Source organism: Caballeronia temeraria, assembly GCF_001544795.2.
Lineage (GTDB): Bacteria > Pseudomonadota > Gammaproteobacteria > Burkholderiales > Burkholderiaceae > Caballeronia > Caballeronia temeraria.
The window spans coordinates 29,667-45,310 of the sequence record NZ_FCOI02000014.1; the positions used below are offsets into that span (position 1 = coordinate 29,667).

Sequence of the window (15,644 nt, forward strand, 5' to 3'; positions counted from 1 at the left end):
CTCTGTCTGTGTGCTGTGTTCTGTTCTTAAGCTGCGACCTTTTGTGCTTCCATCAGCTTGATGAAGCGGTCGAACAGATACGCGATGTCGTGCGGGCCGGGCGACGCTTCCGGGTGACCCTGGAAGCAGAACGCGGGCTTGTCGGTGAGCGCGAAGCCCTGCAGCGTGCCGTCGAAGAGCGAGACATGCGTGACCTTCGCGTTGGCGGGCAGCGTCGATGCATCGACCGCGAAACCGTGGTTCTGCGACGTGATCACCACGCGGCCATCGTCCATGTCCTTCACCGGATGGTTCGCGCCGTGGTGGCCGGTCTTCATCTTCATCGTCTTTGCGCCGACGGCGAGGCCCATGATCTGATGGCCGAGGCAGATGCCGAACGTCGGAATGCCGCGCTCGATGAACTCGCGCGTCGCGGCAATCGCGTAGTCGCACGGTTCCGGATCGCCGGGGCCGTTCGACAGGAAGATGCCGTCCGGATTGAGCGCGAGCGCGTCAGCGGCGCTCGATTGCGCGGGCAGCACGGTGACGTGGCAACCGCGTTCCGCGAGCATGCGCAAGATGTTGTACTTCACGCCGTAATCGAATGCGACGACGCGGAATTTCGGCGCGTCCTGCTTGCCGTAGCCGCTGCCGAGACGCCATTCGGTCTGCGTCCATTCGTAGCTCTTTTCCGTCGACACGACCTTCGCGAGGTCCATGCCGGCGAGACCCGGGAACGAGCGCGCGAGGCCGAGCGCCTTCGCTTCGTCGTCGCTGCCGCCGAGAATGCAGCCGTTCTGCGCGCCCTTCTCGCGCAGGATGCGCGTGAGCTTGCGCGTATCGATGCCCGAAATGGCGACGACGCCTTGCACCTTCAGATAGTCGGAGAGCGATTGCTCGGAGCGGAAGTTGGATGCGAGCACCGGCAGATCGCGAATGATGAGGCCGGCGGCATGGACTTTGGTGGCTTCGACGTCTTCGGCGTTCACGCCGTAGTTGCCGATATGCGGATAGGTCAGCGTGACGATCTGGCGGGCATAGCTCGGATCGGTCAGGATTTCCTGATAACCGGTGATGGCGGTGTTGAACACCACTTCGCCGATCGTCGAACCGGGTGCGCCGATCGATTGACCACGAAAGACCGTGCCGTCGGCAAGTGCGAGTAGTGCGGGGGAAAATGACGGCAACACGGGAAGCTCCTTGGGGAACACCCTGTTACCGACCTGTCTGTCCGAAATTCAGGCTTGGCTTCCCACCGTTCGTAGAACGAGGGTTTCCTTCGCGCAGTGTGGCGGCGGCTCGCGAGGCGCGCGTCGCGGCTCGGATCAGCTCGCTTGCATGGAGGCAAACGCGGTGACGAAGCAGGCGATCGGCGGCGTGCGGCGCGCGCTGACTGGCGCAGCGAACGACGGTGAATGGGAGGTAGGCGCTAGGGTGCGGGTTGATGTGCTCAAACCTTGGAATTATAGCGTTAAATTGACACATCTGCCAAATTTGGGAGTGGTCCGCTTGCCGCCCGCCGCCCCGGTTACGACGTCGCGTTTTCCACTTGCGCCTCGCGTTTATGCAGCGCGCGGCCCGGCAACATGTACCAGATCGCGCTCGCGATTTGCAGCGCGATGAGCGTCGCCCATACCGAAACGTGCGCCGTTGCCGGATAGCGTCCCGCTTGCACCGGCCACAGCGAAAGCATTGCGCCGACGCCAACCTGAAAGCCGAAGATCAGCAGAAAAATTACGAGGGTCAGCGTCGTATTCACGCGCCCGGCCATGTGCGACGGGAAGTAACGCGCCGCGACCGCGTAACTCAGAATGCCCGTGCCGCCGAAGACGCCATAAGCGGCGATGAGCGTCGCGGGCGGCAGCGGCACGCGCAGCGCCATCAACACCTGCGTGACGACGAAGAGCGTCATGCCGGCGCCGCAGAACGCGTACACCGAGACGCCGCGCCGCTCGAGGATGCGCGCCGCCGCGCCGAAGCCGATCGAGCCGAACATCATCGCGAAACCGAGCACGGAAACGATCGCCGAAGAATGCGCGGGCGTGAGGTTCATCACATCGGTGAGATAGGGACGTATCCAGAGCGACTGCATCGCAAAAAACACGCCCTGCGTGACGACGGGAAACGATGCGATCTTCCAGAACGCGGCGCTCTTCATGATGTGCCACGTGCCCTTGAACTGCGTGACGATGTCGGCCTGATGATGCGCATCAGCCTTGCGCGGCGCGAAGAGCGCGATCGCCGCCGCGACGACGAGCGTGAACGCGCCGAGGCCGAAACACACCTGGCGCCACGTCGCGAACTGCAGCGCGAACGAAAGCGGCGACCCGACGACCACGCCGCCCAAACCGCCGACGGCCATCGTGAAGCCGTTGATGAGCGGCAGGCGCGATATCGGGAAATGCTGCGCCGACGCCTTGAACGCCGCCGCGAGACACACGGACACGCCCACGCCGATCAGCAGGCGCCCCGCCATCAATCCGGCCAGTCCGTTCGATACGCCGAACACGCCGATGCCCGCCGCGGCGAACAGGAGCATGCAGGCCGTCACGCGTGCCGGCCCGAAGTGATCGAGCATCACGCCGACCGGAATCTGCGCCGCCGCGAATCCGATGAAATACAGCGCCGTCAGCAGACCGAGATCGGCGCCGGACAGGCCGAGGTCGTGCGTGATGAGCGGCGCGAAGCCGAGATTGACGCCGCGGAACACGTACGAGACGAAGTAGCCGGCGGCGAACAGGAGGAAAACGCGGAGACGAACGGAGGACGACATGTGAAACAAGCGCTTCATCGATTCTTGGATCGACAGTGTAGCGGGGTCGCCCAAAAAGAGAACGCCGTCACCTTGGTGACGGCGTGGGTTATCGCTCCGGCATAAGCAAGCGGGCGTTATTTCTTCTTGCTGCTCTTCGTCGTGGCAGCCGGCTTCGTGGTCTTGGCGGCGGGCTTTGCCGCATGCGACGCCGTCGAAGCCGACACCTTCGTCACCTTGCCCGACGAATGCGCGCTCGTCTTGCCGCCACGCGAGGACTTCGGCTCCGGCACGCGCGTGCCGATCTTCGATACGCCGCCCGACGAACGGCTCGACGCCGCCACGGTTTCCACGCGCGCCGGACCTGGCTCGGCCGGCACCGCACGGCCGTACGGCACGTGCAGCACGACCACCTGCCCCGGCATGAACATTTCGCCGTGCGTGCGGTTCCACGCGCGCAATTGCGCCGGCGAGACGTCGTAGCGATCCGCCAGCGTGCCGATGGACTGCTTGCGGCGCACGCGGATCACGAGCCTGCGGGTGTCGGGCACGTCGCGCTCGACGGCGAGCATCGCGTTTGCGGCGACGTCGGCGCTGATGTCTTCGTCGTCGTCATCCGTGCGCGGCACGACGATGGTCGAACCCGGCTTCAGACGCATGCCCGCCGGAATGCGGTTGACCGACATGAGCGTGTCCGCGTCCACGCCGATTTTTTCGGCGATCGCGGCCGGACGCGCGCGCTCGGTCACGGTGTACGTGGTCCACGACGACAGCGCGCCCGAATACGACGTCAGATTGCGCTGGAACGAAGCGGCGTTATCGAACGGCAGCAGGATCTGCGGATTGGTCGCGCCGAGAATCACCGGCTTCGAGAACGACGGATTCAGCGAGCGGAATTCCTCCACACTCATGCCGGCGAGCTTCGCGGCCATGGTCACGTCGATGTCGCGCGCGGTCGTGACCGTCACGAAGTACGGGTGATTCGGAATGTCGGGCAGCGTGAGACCGTACATCTGCGGGTTGCTCACGATGTTCTTCACGGCCTGCAGCTTCGGCACGTAGTTGCGCGTCTCGTTGGGCATGCGCAGGCTTTCGTAGTCGGTCGGCAAGCCCGCCGCCTCGTTGCGCGCGATCGCGCGCTGCACGTTGCCCTCGCCCCAGTTGTACGCGGCGAGCGCGAGATGCCAGTCGCCGAACATGTCATGCAGGCGCGAGAGGTAATCGAGCGCGGCGGACGTCGACGCGAGCACGTCGCGGCGCTCGTCCTGCCACATGTTCTGCTTGAGGTTGTAGTCGCGGCCCGTGCCCGGCATGAACTGCCACATGCCCGCGGCCTTCGCGACGGAGAGCGCCTGCGGGCTGTAAGCCGATTCGATGAACGGCAGCAGCGCCAGCTCGGTCGGCATGTGCCGCTGCTCGAGCTCCTCGACGATGTGATACAGATACTTCTGCGAACGCGTGGTCATGCGCTCGACGTAATCCGGGCGCTGCGCATACCAGTTGACCTGCATGTCGACGAGGTCGCTCTGCAGATCGGGAATCTGGAAGCCGCTGCGAATGCGGTTCCAGAGGTCGGACGAACCTACGAGCGAAGTGACAGGCGTCTTGTCGACGTCGATGGTTTCCTTGGCTGCTGCGGTGCGGCGAATCGTGTCGGCGATCTGTTGCTGCGAAACGGTGGAAGTGGCTGAAGCTGAAAGCGGATCTGACGCCGTAGGTCCCTGGCTCGCGCACGCGGCGAGCATCAGGACGGACAGCGCGCTAAGGGTTAGTCGCATGGAACGTCTCTGCTTCCAAAAGATAATGCTTGGAAATTTGCAGCCGATGGTACGGAACAGCACTTAAGACGTCAATAAGAATGCGCGCAAAACCCCTGCAAAATCCTGCATCTAACAGCGATTCCAACGTTTCGGTTGAGGTTAGCCCCAAATAGTTTGTGTTAACGGAACTTATCTTTCCAGCCGCGCATCATTCGAAACGCTTCGAGCCGGTCCGAAACCGGGGCGCCGAACTGCGATGAAAGCGTCGCCTGGATGGCTGGAACGTCCGCGCGCAGGAATGGATTCACCGCTTTTTCGTGGCCGATGGTCGTCGGCAAAGTCGGCTTGCCGGCCGCGCGCAGCGCCTGCGCGTCGTCGCTCCATCGCAGCAGCGCGGTATTGTCCGGCTCGCACGCGCGGGCGAACTTGATATTCGACAGCGTGTACTCGTGCGCGCAGTGGACCTGCGTGTTCTCCGGCAGTGCGGCGAGCGCGTCGAGCGAACTGAGCATCTGCTGCGGCGTGCCTTCGAAGAGACGGCCGCAACCGCTCGCGAACAATGTGTCGCCGCAAAAGAGATGCGGCGTGCCGTCCGGGTCGCCCGCCTGAAAATAGGCGATGTGTCCCGCCGTGTGGCCGGGGACATCGATCACGGAAAGCTCGAGCGCCGGCTGCGCGATGCGCACCGTATCGCCGCCCGTGACACGCTGCGTCACATGCTCGATGCGCTCGCCCGCCGGGCCGTAGACGGGAATCCCACCCTCTGCCATTCGGCTATCGAGGAGTGCTTTCACGCCGCCGACGTGGTCCTGATGGTGGTGCGTGAGTAAAATAGCGGTCAGCCGCCAACCTCGTTTGGCGAGATAGGCCTCGACGGGCGCAGCATCGCCGGGGTCGACCACGACCGCATCGCGCGAGTCCGACACGAGCCAGATGTAGTTGTCCTCGAACGCCGGTACCGGCACGTATTCGAGGGCATCGGGTGCATCCTGAGCAGGCGATTTCTTGGCAAGCGAATTCATGGCGATCATCTATGCGGCAATCCGAACATGTCTGACCGATCGATTATAGACTGGCCCACCTGGACGAGCTCGGCGCCCGGACGCTACGTGCTCGACTGGGAGCAGGCGCAGCTCGATCACGTGGTGTCGGACATCTTCGGCTATCACGCGCTGCAGCTCGGCATGCCGCAGCTCGACGCGCTGCGCGAAAATCGCATGACCGGACGCGCGCTCGTGCTCGACGCCGAAAGCGCATCGAGCGCGCCCTACACGCCGCCGCGCGCGACCATGCCCGGCGTGAGCGCGCTGCCGGCTGCGAGCGCGCCCGATGGCCGCAGCACCGTATGGTGCGATCTGCTCGATCTGCCGTTCGAGGCGCAGAGCGTCGATCTGCTCGTGCTGCCGCACACGCTCGAATTTTCGCCGGACCCGCATCGTCTGCTGCGTGAAGCCGAGCGCGTGCTGGTGCCCGAAGGGCAGTTGATCATCCTCGGGTTCAATTCGCTGAGCCTGTGGGGTGCCCGGCAATCGCTGGGCAAGGTGGCGGGACGGCCGTTCGTGCCGTCGGCGCACGAGATGATCGCGTTCACGCGCATCAAGGACTGGATCAAGCTGCTCGGATTCGATCTTGAACGCGGACGCTTCGGCTGCTATCGTCCGCCGCTCGTCACGGACAAGTGGCTGCAACGCTATCAATTTATGGAAGCCGCCGGCGACCGCTGGTGGCCCATCTTCGGCGCGGCCTACATGATCACGGCGGTGAAGCGCGTGCGCGGCATGCGCGTCATCGGTCCGCGCAAGCTCAAAAAACCCGCGCTCGCGCCAGGCCTCGCGCCGGTCGCCGCTCCGCACACGCGCAACGAGACCCGCAAAGAGCTTTGATGACTCAAGAATCCGCATCGAACAAGGTAATCGACATCTACACGGACGGCGCCTGCAAGGGCAATCCCGGTCCCGGCGGCTGGGGCGCCCTGCTCCGCTTCGGCTCGCTGGAAAAGGAGCTGTTCGGCGGAGAAGCCGCGACCACCAACAACCGCATGGAACTGATGGCCGTGATTTCCGCGCTCGAGGCGTTGAAACGTCCGTGCCGCGCGATCATCCACACCGATTCGCAATATGTTCAGAAAGGCATCAGCGAATGGATCCACGGCTGGAAGAAAAAGAACTGGATGACGGCCGCGAAGACGCCCGTCAAGAACGCCGATCTCTGGAAGCGCCTCGACGATCTCGTCGCGCGGCATGAGATCGAATGGCGCTGGGTCAAGGGCCACGCCGGTCATCCCGAAAACGAACGCGCCGATGCGCTCGCCAATCGCGGCGTGACCTCGCTCGCGGACAACTGAACGAAATGCACGCCAACTTATGCGCCAACTGATACTGGACACCGAAACCACCGGCCTGAACGCGAGAACGGGCGACCGGATCATCGAAATCGGCTGTGTCGAACTGATCAACCGCCGGCTCACGGGCAACAACCTGCACCTTTACGTGAACCCGGAACGCGACAGCGATCCCGGTGCGCTCGCCGTCCACGGCCTCACCACCGAATTCCTGAGCGACAAGCCGAAATTCGCCGAAATCGCCGCGCAACTGCGCGATTTCATCGCGGACGCGGAGTTGATCATCCACAACGCGCCGTTCGACGTCGGCTTTCTCGACATGGAGTTCGCGCAACTCGGGCTGCCGAAAGTCGCGGAGACCTGCGCCGGCGTGATCGACTCGCTCGCGCAAGCCAAGCAGATGTTCCCCGGCAAGCGCAATTCGCTCGATGCGCTGTGCGACCGCTTCGGCATCAGCAATGCGCACCGCACGCTGCACGGCGCGTTGCTCGACTCGGAGCTGCTCGCCGAGGTTTATCTCGCGATGACGCGCGGTCAGGAAAGCCTCGTCATCGACATGCTGGGCGATCAGCCGGCGTCGGGCTCGGTGTCGACGTCGCGGATCGCGCTCGACGATCTCGATCTGCCGGTGCTCGTTGCGAGCGCCGAAGAACTCGCCGCGCACGAAGCCGTGCTGAGCGATCTCGACAAGGCGATGAAAGGCACGAGCGTCTGGCGCACGGAACCCGCCCCCGCCGAAGGCGATGCGGTTGCTGCATAATTTTTTTCGAATTTGCTTTAAGAAGCTCTTTACGAAACCCGAAACGCCTGACATAATCTCGTCTCTCTTCGGGTGGTTAGCTCAGCGGTAGAGCACTGCCTTCACACGGCAGGGGTCACTGGTTCGATCCCAGTACTACCCACCAGAATTCTGGTGTTGGTAAAGACAAGCACCGAAGATTAAAAGGCCCGAGTCTCACGACTTGGGCCTTTTTCATTTCCAGCGTATTAAACGCGCGAATCGAACGCTACGACGCCCACACGCCCCGCGCCATTCCGCTCGCGGCGATCACCATCACCATTACGAGCCCCGCTTCGAGGTCGCTTAGCCAGGCGAAACGCCGTGCACGCGTGAGATCGATCGGTCCGCCCTGCGCGAGTGCGGCGCGCCAGCGAATCAGCGCGAGCATCGGCGACACTTCGATCAGCAGAATGACGACGAGCGCCGTCATCTTCAGATGAAAAAGCGGCTCGTGCAGATAGTACGCGCCGCCCTTCTCCAATCCGCCAAACGCGCGCGTCACGCCCGTGACGATCAGCACGATCGCGGTCATGCCCCACACCGAATCCGAGCGGAACACGTCACGCAGGCGCAGCTCGTTCGCCTGAATGGACTCGGCCGGATCGAGACGCCGCAACGCGCGGGCGCGCGCGAGCACCGAGCCGAGCGCGAAACCGAAAGCGAGAAGATGAAGCGCGGCCAGCAACCAACGTATCAGCATCCTTTCCTCCCTGAAGAGACAGGAACGACGTGTACGACTGAGAACGACTCAATCCGGATCAGACCTGACGCAACGTGGCATCGAGCGCCCGCGCCGCGTTGCGATCGCCTTCGCTTGCGAGCGGCGCGCGAAACACGGTGGTGCGATTGTGTCCGGCGGCGGCCGGCGAATCCCACAACAACTCGACTTTCGGCCGGCGCGCGAACAGGCCGCGCCGCACTTCGCCGCTCGCGCGGATCGATGGACCGGCGGGCTCGGTGGCCGGTGCGAGCATCGTCGTGGATGGCGACACATCCGGCGCCGGCGCGGGCCACTTCACCGACAATTCACGCGCGTCGTACTGGCCGAGCTTACGGCTTTCCGCCCAGACGACGGCCGTACGCGTGACGGGATCGAGCGAAATCGCATAACGCCCGATCGCGAAACGCCGCGCGGCGACATTCGTGCGCCAGAGCGCGCGCGGACGGCAGATCCACATGACGATTGCATAGAGCGCCGGGCCGACGACGAGCCAGCCGTTGGTCTCGGCGAGCGCCTGCGTGAAGCGCCGCCATCCCGAACTCCAGACGAACGCGCCGACGGAAAACATCGCGAAACCGAACGCGATGAGCGCGATGAAGCGCAACGCCTGCCGCAGCCATTGCGGCAGCGGATGCAGCGGACGCTCCGTGCGCGCCTTTGCGCCCGGCAGCACGATCAGGAGAAAAATGAGGACAAGATTCACGCACGCCCACGGCGACGAAGTCATCGCGCGCAGCGAGGACAGATAGCCCATCTGCGACATCGAGAACACCCAGCGCGCCGCGAGCACCAGCCCGATCGCGCGCAATGCGAACACCGTGCCGGCGCCTGGCGCCGGGCTCGCGCTGATTTGCTTGGGTCTCGCCAAAGGAAACACTCCTGTCCACGTACGGTTCATGCCGCTCCGCGCATCGCGAAGCCCGGTCATTATAGGGAGATTACGGATGTCGTCAGAGGTTTCACGACCGTAGCGCGGTCTGCCGCGCGAAACGCAGACCCAAGTGTGCTATTACGACAACGCCCCGCGTGCCTTGAGGCACGCGGGGCGTTGTTTTGCAGCCGATGCCGCGCGAGGCGGCAAGACTTGCTTAGCTCGCGTTGACTTCGCGCAGAACCGTGCGGCGCTTCTGGCGCAGCAGCTCTTCATACACGTTGACGTAATTCGCGGCCATGACCTTCGACGAGAAACGCTGCTCGAACGCGGCACGGACCTTCTCGCGCGACAGTTGATCCAGGCGCTTCACGGCGGCGATCGCCGAGAGTTCGTCTTCGACGACGAAACCCGACACGCCGTTTTCGATCACTTCCGGCACCGAGCCGCGGTTGAACGCGATCACCGGCGTGCCGCAGGCCATCGCCTCGATCATCACCAGGCCGAAGGGCTCCGGCCAGTCGATCGGGAACAGCAGCGCGTGGGCGTTGCCGAGGAATTCGGTCTTCTCGGCTTCGCTGATTTCACCGATGTACTCGACGTGCGGCAGCGCGAAGAGCGGCTTGATCTCTTCTTCGTAGTACGCGCGGTCGGCCTTGTCGAGTTTCGCTGCAATCTTGATCTTCATGCCCGCGGCCTGCGCGATGCGGATAGCGCGATCAACACGCTTTTCCGGCGAAATGCGGCCGAGGAACGCGAGATAGCCCGGCTCCACGTTCGGAATCGGCTTCAGCAGGTTTTCCGGCAGACCGTGATAAACCGTCGACAGCCAGTGCGCCTGCGGCAGCGGCTGGCGCTGGTTGTCCGAAATCGAGATGACCGGCACGTCGTTGAACGTGTTGAAGATCGGCTGGAGTTCGGGCAGGTCGAGACGGCCGTGCATCGTCGTCAGGAACGGCACCGGCTGGCGCGCGAACAGCGAGAACGGGTAATAGTCGATGTGGAAATGCAGCACGTCGAATTCGTCGGCGCGGCGGCGGACTTCCTCGAGCAGCAGCATGTGCGGCGCCATCGTGTCGCGGATGGTCGGGTCGAGGCGCAGCGCCTGCGGCCAGAACGCTTCGAGCTTGGCGGACGTCTGCGAATCACCGCTCGCGAAGAGCGTGACATCGTGTCCGGCATCCACGAGTGCCTCGGTCAGATAAGACACCACGCGTTCCGTGCCGCCGTACAGCTTCGGCGGAACAGCCTCGTGGAGGGGCGCGATTTGAGCGATTCGCATGTCGTGAAACTCCTAATGAAAGATCAGGCAAGTACTACTGTCATGTTGACGTTGGGGAGCGAATCGCTCGGCTCGGGCGAAGCTTTCCGCGGCGCGGCGGCCGCGGCGCAATGGCTGATGCTCGAGTGAAAAAGCGGGGTCGCTGATCACCGGTTTGTCGCGCAGGCGTTCGAGCGAAGCAAAAAAAGTTCCATATCTCGAAAAGTTCTGCGCGCCAGCAATTAACGCGCGGATGCTTCGGCGGTTGACGAGAACTTGCAAAAACCTGTCGATGGCCTAAGGGCAAACCCGGAGCGGATTATGGAGCTTTTTACAGAGTCGCGGCGGCAGTCATTTCAACTTATTTACCTTGTTACACGCGGGATACACTTTGCAAACCCCTGTTTATTAAGGTTGTTCTACATTTGAGCACGGGCTTCGACGACGCGCGGAGTGCGGCACGCGCTTCGAACCATCGAACCCGCCGCTCCGGACAGTTTCCCGCGCCGGGTCCGGCGTCTGGCGCGACACGTGCTCCTCTGTCGCTGGCGCATACGTGGCGCATACGGCGCGCGCCGTGCCCGGTGAGCGTGTCGTCGCAAAAAGTCGTGCAATGTGCTTACAATGCGCGCCGATGCCGACAGCCGTGCATGCAGTGGCGTGAACACGTGGGCCACGGCCCGCATTTTTGCCCCGGGCGATGTTCGGACGGCCACACGCACCGAGCGTCATAAGCCCGAAGACGCGTTGTCCCTCCGTGTTACTGGCTACAATCCAGTGATGGAGACGGCGCAGCGTCGCCTCGCTTGACGTCAGTCGCGCCGGATCGGGCGACGCATCGCATGGCGGTTGCCGCAGTTCGCACCGCGCATGGCACTGCCCGAAGGCGCAACATACGCTCAACCGCTCTACGACCAAAAAAGACCATTGGACCAACTCACCGTTTCCCAGCGTAACGCGCACAACGCGAAGCTCTCGAGCTACGCGCACCGGCCGCTCGCATTCCTGATGCGCTACATCCGCCGGCATCCTGTCGCGCACGCCATCGTGCTGTTCAGCGTGTTCGCCGCGGTCGGCTGCGCCCTCGCCTCGCAGTACGCGATCAAACATCTGATCGATGTCCTCGGACAGGGCCGCGGGCATCCCGGGCCGCTGTGGGGCGCGTTCATGATCCTCGTCGGGCTGATTGCCGCCGACAACCTGCTGTGGCGGGTCGGCGGCTGGGTCGGCGCGCACGTGTTCGTGATCGTCACCGGCGACTTGCGCAAGGATCTCTTCTCGTACCTGTCCGGCCACTCGCCCACTTACTTCTCCGAGAAGCAGCCCGGCATGCTCGCGAGCCGGATCACCGCGACCTCGAACGCGATCTACACCTCCGAAAACGTGATGGCGTGGAACGTCCTGCCGCCGTGTATCGCGGTGCTGGGCGCGATCGTGATGATCGTCTCCGTCAATCCGCTGATGGCCGCCGGTCTGATGTCCGCGTCGGTGATTCTCGCGCTGATCCTGTATCGGCTGGCCAAGCGCGGCTCGGCGCGGCACCACAGTTTCGCGTCGAAGGCGGCGTCGGTGGACGGCGAGCTCGTCGACGTGATCGGCAACATGGCGCTCGTGCGGGCGTTCGGCATGACCTTCCGCGAGCAGAAGCGCTTCGGCTCGACCGTGAAGGCCGAAATGGTCGCGCGCCAGCAAAGTCTGCTGTACCTCGAAAAGCTGCGCCTTTTCCACGCGGTCGTCACGGCGATTCTCTCCGCCGGCCTGCTCGGCTGGGCGCTGTGGCTGTGGTCGCAAGGCCGCGCGACATCGGGCGATATCGTGCTCGTCAGCTCGCTCGGCTTCACGATCCTGCACGGCACGCGCGATCTGGCCGTGGCGCTCGTCGATGTGACGCAGCACGTCGCGCGTCTCGCCGAAGCCGTGCAGACGCTGCTGGAACCGCACGGCATGCCGGACCGGTCGGATGCCACCGAGCTCGTGCCGCAAGGCGGCCGCGTCGATTTCGACAGCGTCACGTTTGCCTATCCGCGCCGCCGTCCGATTCTCGACAACTTCCATCTGCATATCGAGCCGGGCCAGCGCGTCGGGCTGATCGGCAAGTCGGGCGCGGGCAAGTCGACCGTGCTCGCGCTGCTGCAACGCTTCTACGAGCCGCAGAAGGGCAGCATCAAGATCGACGGCCAGGATATCGGCGCGATCACGCAGGACAGCCTGCGCCATGCCATCGCGCTCGTGCCGCAGGATATTTCGCTGTTCCATCGCACCGTGTTCGAGAACATCGCTTACGGACGTCCGGATGCGAGCCGCGAGGAAGTGCTCGCCGCCGCGCGCGAGGCGCGCTGCACGGACTTCATCGAGGCGATGCCGGAAGGTTTCGACACGATCGTCGGCGACCGCGGCGTGAAGCTGTCGGGCGGCCAGCGGCAGCGCATCGCGATCGCGCGCGCGATCCTCAAGAATGCGCCGATCCTGCTGCTCGACGAAGCCACGTCGGCGCTCGACAGCGCATCGGAAGAAGCGATTCAGCAGGCGCTCGACCGGCTGATGGTCGGCCGCACCGTGATCGCGATCGCGCACCGTCTGTCGACGCTGCAGAACTTCGACCGCATCATCGTGATGAGCGCGGGCAAGGTCATCGACGACGGCTCGCCGCAGGAATTGCGCGAGCGCCCCGGGCTGTATCGCGAATTGCTCGCGAAGCAGCACGGCAAGGTGCCGTCGATCGTCGCGACGCCGCACAAGCAGCCGGCTTAAGGCACCGCGAAAATCGAAAGGCCGCGTTTCCCGAAAGGAACGCGGCCTTTTTTACGTCTTCAGATCGCGCAGGAAGTTGTCGCGCCATACCGAGACGTTGTTGTCGCGCAATTGCGCCATCATCTCTTCGTAGCGCGCTTTTCGCTCGTTCAACGGCATCTTGAGCGCCGTGGCGAGCGCTTCGGCCATGCCGTCGATATCGAGCGGATTGACGATGAGCGCCGCCGTCAGCTCGCGCGCCGCGCCCGCGAACTGCGACAGCACGAGCACGCCGGGATCGTCCGGATCCTGCGCCGAGACATATTCCTTCGCGACCAGATTCATGCCGTCGCGCAACGGCGTGACGAGGCCCACGTGCGCCTCGCGGAACAGCGCCGCGAGCACCGGCCGCTCGTACTGACGATGGATATAGCGGATCGGCGTCCAGTCGAGTTCGGCGTATCGGCCGTTGATGCGGCCCGATTCCGCTTCGAGTTGCAGGCGAATGTCGCGATAGGCATCGACGTCGGAGCGCGTCGGCGGCGCGATCTGGAGAAACGACACATTGTTGCGCTGCTGCGGGTCGTGCTCGACCAGCCGCTCGAACGCGCGAAAACGCTCGACGAGCCCCTTCGAATAGTCCAGGCGATCGACGCTCATCACGAGCTTGCGATGATGCAGCGTCGACTTGACGATTTCGACATCGCGCCCGCTTTCGCCGTCCTTCGCGAGTGCGGCGATTTCATCGGGATACACGCCGATCGGATACGCCGCCGCGCGCAGCGTCTGCCCGAACGCGCTGATCGCGACCGGCTTCGCTCCGTCGCGCCGCAACGTGCCGCCCGCTTCCGTTTCGATGTAATCGCAGAACGCGCGCAGATCCGGCTCCGTCTGAAATCCGAGCAGATCGAACGCGCAGAGCGCCTCGACCAGTTCGCGATGACGCGGCACGCTCAACAGGATCTGCGAGGCCGGAAACGGAATGTGCAGAAAGAAGCCGATGCGATTCTTCACGCCCAGCGCGCGCAACGCCTGCGCGAACGGAATCAGGTGATAGTCGTGCACCCAGATTACGTCGTCGGGCTTGAGCAGCGGCGCGAGCTGCGCCGCGAGCCAGCGATTCACGCGGCAATAGCCGTCGTATTCGTGGCGGTCGAACTCGATCAGATCCGGGCGATAGTGAAACGCGGGCCAGAGCGTCGCGTTCGAGAAGCCGCGATAGTACTGATCGTAATCGCGCCGCACGAGGCCGATGGTCGCGAAGGTCACCGGTCCGTGTTCTTCGAGCTTGATGTCGTCGGGGGCAGCCGTGAGCACGTCGCCGCTCCAGCCGAACCACATGCCGCCGGTTTCCTTGAGCGCATCGTAGACGCCGACGGCGAGCCCGCCCGCCGCCGGACCACCTTCGGAAATCGGCGCGACGCGGTTCGAAACGATGATCAGCCGGCTCACGCGTGCTTCCCCGCCGTGCCCGCGATCACCTGCAGCCAGTCGAGCAGCAATTCGACCGATTCGATGCGCGAGCGCGCGACCGTATCGCCCGGGCCGATCTTGATCGAGAGACCATCGAACTCGTTCACGACCGCGAAGCCCTTTTCGTCGGTGAGGTCGTCGCCGATGAACACCGGCTTGCGGCCCGTGAACGGCGGCTCGCCCATATACGCGCGCACCGCGCGGCCCTTGTCGACATCCTTCGGCTTGATTTCGTAGACCATCTTGCCAGGCTGCAGCACGTACGCATCGGCGTAATCGGCGACGAGCCTTTCCGTCGCCGAACGCGCCGCCGGTTCGCGATCGGGCGCATTGCGGTAGTGCAGCGCGAGCGCCGCGCCCTTGATTTCGAGCAGCATGCCCGGATTCGAGTTGACGACCTTTTCGAGCGCGTGCTCCATGCGCAGCAGCCGCTCGTCGTTGAAGCCGATGCGCTGCACGTCGCCGTTCGAATCGCGCCGTTCCGCGCCGTGCATGCCCGCGACGGGCAGATCGGCCATCTGCAGGAACGAGTCGATATTGTCGATGCCGCGCCCCGACACGACCGCAACCGCGCCATTGGTCGCGCGTCGCAGCGCGGCGAGGATATCCGGCACCGAGCGCGGCACGAAGATGCCGTCGGGCGTCGAGGCGAGTTCGACGAGCGTGCCGTCGAAATCGAAGAAAAAGGCGGTCTCGGCAAGAGACAGGGAATCGGGAAGAATTTGCATCGATCTGTGGCCTGTTGTTTGCCTGTGATGTGGCGCGCGCCTTTTCGGACGACGCAATGCGTGCGCATCTTACCGCGCGAAAGCTTTCGTTTAGGAAAGCTCTTAGCTTACAGCCTTGTCCGCGGGCCCTTTCAGCGCGCTTGAGTCATGCGGCAAATCGTCTCAAAAATAGTCCGATAGCGACATGATGCGCTGGCCCGACCGCGAAAGGCGTGTATTTTGCGACGATGTTCTCATCGAATCATCC

Annotated in this window: 14 protein-coding genes and 1 tRNA gene; 5 read left to right on the forward strand and 10 right to left on the reverse strand. The window is 63.9% G+C overall.

Annotated elements, in window-relative coordinates:
- Window positions 1-26 precede the first annotated feature (26 nt).
- From carA to gloB, 4 genes are all read right to left on the reverse strand, one after another.
- Window positions 27-1,169: a glutamine-hydrolyzing carbamoyl-phosphate synthase small subunit gene (carA, locus tag AWB76_RS20415; RefSeq protein ID WP_061162095.1), complete on the reverse strand. Its 1,143-nt coding sequence runs from the start codon at window positions 1,167-1,169 to the stop codon at window positions 27-29.
- Window positions 1,170-1,507: 338 nt separating this feature from the next.
- Complete coding sequence (locus AWB76_RS20420; RefSeq protein WP_061162096.1) at window positions 1,508-2,752, reverse strand: MFS transporter; 1,245 nt, start codon at window positions 2,750-2,752, stop codon at window positions 1,508-1,510.
- Between the two features lie 116 nt (window positions 2,753-2,868).
- Window positions 2,869-4,509 carry a transglycosylase SLT domain-containing protein gene (locus AWB76_RS20425; RefSeq protein WP_061161974.1) on the reverse strand — a complete coding sequence of 547 codons (1,641 nt, stop codon included), beginning with the start codon at window positions 4,507-4,509 and terminating at the stop codon, window positions 2,869-2,871.
- A 161-nt stretch (window positions 4,510-4,670) separates the two neighbouring features.
- Window positions 4,671-5,522 carry a hydroxyacylglutathione hydrolase gene (gene gloB / locus AWB76_RS20430; RefSeq protein WP_061161975.1) on the reverse strand — a complete coding sequence of 284 codons (852 nt, stop codon included), beginning with the start codon at window positions 5,520-5,522 and terminating at the stop codon, window positions 4,671-4,673.
- A gap of 18 nt (window positions 5,523-5,540) precedes the next feature.
- On the opposite strand from gloB, the gene AWB76_RS20435 reads away from it, so the two are divergent.
- The 4 genes from AWB76_RS20435 (at window position 5,541) to AWB76_RS20450 (ending at window position 7,737) form a co-directional block, all read left to right on the forward strand.
- Window positions 5,541-6,374: a class I SAM-dependent methyltransferase gene (locus tag AWB76_RS20435; RefSeq protein ID WP_061161976.1), complete on the forward strand. Its 834-nt coding sequence runs from the start codon at window positions 5,541-5,543 to the stop codon at window positions 6,372-6,374.
- Complete coding sequence (rnhA, locus tag AWB76_RS20440; protein ID WP_061161977.1) at window positions 6,374-6,835, forward strand: ribonuclease HI; 462 nt, start codon at window positions 6,374-6,376, stop codon at window positions 6,833-6,835. Before AWB76_RS20435 ends, rnhA begins: the two co-directional genes overlap by 1 nt.
- 19 nt (window positions 6,836-6,854) lie before the next feature.
- On the forward strand, window positions 6,855-7,592 hold the full coding sequence (dnaQ, locus tag AWB76_RS20445; RefSeq protein ID WP_061161978.1) for a DNA polymerase III subunit epsilon: 738 nt from the start codon (window positions 6,855-6,857) through the stop codon (window positions 7,590-7,592).
- A 70-nt stretch (window positions 7,593-7,662) separates the two neighbouring features.
- Window positions 7,663-7,737: transfer RNA gene (locus AWB76_RS20450), tRNA-Val, on the forward strand.
- A 102-nt stretch (window positions 7,738-7,839) separates the two neighbouring features.
- Here AWB76_RS20450 and AWB76_RS20455 read toward each other — a convergent pair.
- The 4 genes from AWB76_RS20455 to AWB76_RS41025 form a co-directional block, all read right to left on the reverse strand.
- Window positions 7,840-8,313 carry a DUF2214 family protein gene (locus AWB76_RS20455; RefSeq protein ID WP_061161979.1) on the reverse strand — a complete coding sequence of 158 codons (474 nt, stop codon included), beginning with the start codon at window positions 8,311-8,313 and terminating at the stop codon, window positions 7,840-7,842.
- Between the two features lie 58 nt (window positions 8,314-8,371).
- The gene (locus tag AWB76_RS20460; RefSeq protein WP_061161980.1) at window positions 8,372-9,202 is read right to left on the reverse strand and encodes a hypothetical protein; all 831 of its coding nucleotides are present in this window, start codon (window positions 9,200-9,202) and stop codon (window positions 8,372-8,374) included.
- Between the two features lie 220 nt (window positions 9,203-9,422).
- Window positions 9,423-10,487, reverse strand: coding sequence for a glycosyltransferase family 4 protein (locus tag AWB76_RS20465; protein WP_061161981.1), 1,065 nt, complete (start codon window positions 10,485-10,487; stop codon window positions 9,423-9,425).
- Window positions 10,488-10,499: 12 nt separating this feature from the next.
- A complete protein-coding gene (locus AWB76_RS41025) occupies window positions 10,500-10,748 on the reverse strand; it encodes a hypothetical protein (RefSeq protein ID WP_157696170.1) in 249 nt (82 codons plus the stop codon).
- Between the two features lie 588 nt (window positions 10,749-11,336).
- Between AWB76_RS41025 and AWB76_RS20470 the strand changes: the two genes are divergently transcribed.
- Window positions 11,337-13,217 carry an ABC transporter ATP-binding protein gene (locus AWB76_RS20470; RefSeq protein WP_244173410.1) on the forward strand — a complete coding sequence of 627 codons (1,881 nt, stop codon included), beginning with the start codon at window positions 11,337-11,339 and terminating at the stop codon, window positions 13,215-13,217.
- Between the two features lie 51 nt (window positions 13,218-13,268).
- On the opposite strand, the gene otsA is transcribed toward AWB76_RS20470, so the two are convergent.
- Together otsA and otsB are read right to left on the reverse strand one after the other, a co-directional pair.
- Window positions 13,269-14,648 (reverse strand): alpha,alpha-trehalose-phosphate synthase (UDP-forming), encoded by a 1,380-nt coding sequence (gene otsA, locus AWB76_RS20475; RefSeq protein ID WP_061161982.1) that lies wholly within the window; start codon window positions 14,646-14,648, stop codon window positions 13,269-13,271.
- Window positions 14,645-15,397: a trehalose-phosphatase gene (otsB, locus tag AWB76_RS20480; protein ID WP_061161983.1), complete on the reverse strand. Its 753-nt coding sequence runs from the start codon at window positions 15,395-15,397 to the stop codon at window positions 14,645-14,647. Before otsB ends, otsA begins: the two co-directional genes overlap by 4 nt.
- Window positions 15,398-15,644: the final 247 nt, after the last annotated feature.